Source organism: Halioglobus sp. HI00S01, assembly GCF_001635445.1.
Classification (GTDB): Bacteria; Pseudomonadota; Gammaproteobacteria; order Pseudomonadales; family Halieaceae; genus Halioglobus; species Halioglobus japonicus.
The window spans coordinates 1-455 of sequence record NZ_LWEE01000088.1 but is presented as its reverse complement, the minus strand read 5'-3'; the positions used below and the strand labels follow the sequence as shown (position 1 = coordinate 455).

Annotated in this window: 1 protein-coding gene; it reads right to left on the bottom strand. The window is 54.7% G+C overall.

The window, feature by feature from the left end; all coding sequences use genetic code 11:
- Window positions 1-90: 90 nt before the first annotated feature.
- Window positions 91-455: hypothetical protein (locus A3709_RS24545; protein WP_231871171.1), on the bottom strand; the 365-nt coding region annotated here is incomplete at its 5' end.

Genomic DNA, 455 nt, shown 5'->3' with positions numbered 1-455 from the left:
CATCGACCATTGAATCGGCCAGCGTGCCCTTCCCACAGCCATCTATGCCGGTTATGACTATCCACTTACCAGCGGCTGATTCATTCCCTGTCATGATTCACCCCCATTAGCGCCAAGGACATGAAAGGATGGCATATCGAGGCACGGCGCTGTTGACGGCTTTAAAGCAAAACCGCCGGGCGCCGGTTTCGGCAGCGAAACATGGATGCTAGTGACAAGGACTCGCCCCCTAAGCAGGCGCCCCTCAATCTCAACAGTTGCTCCTGCTGAAAACCCCTCGATATCGCCGAGCAACGCGTTTTCCACTGTACAGTTGCAAACATCTATCTCTTCCCTGAGATCGCCTGATGGCTGCTGGTAACTGAACGATGTCTCTACCCCAAACTGGGTCCACCCTTCAAGCGGCTCCACCTGCTTCACGAGCCCTGACAGCGATACGGTATTTTTCCCTACAG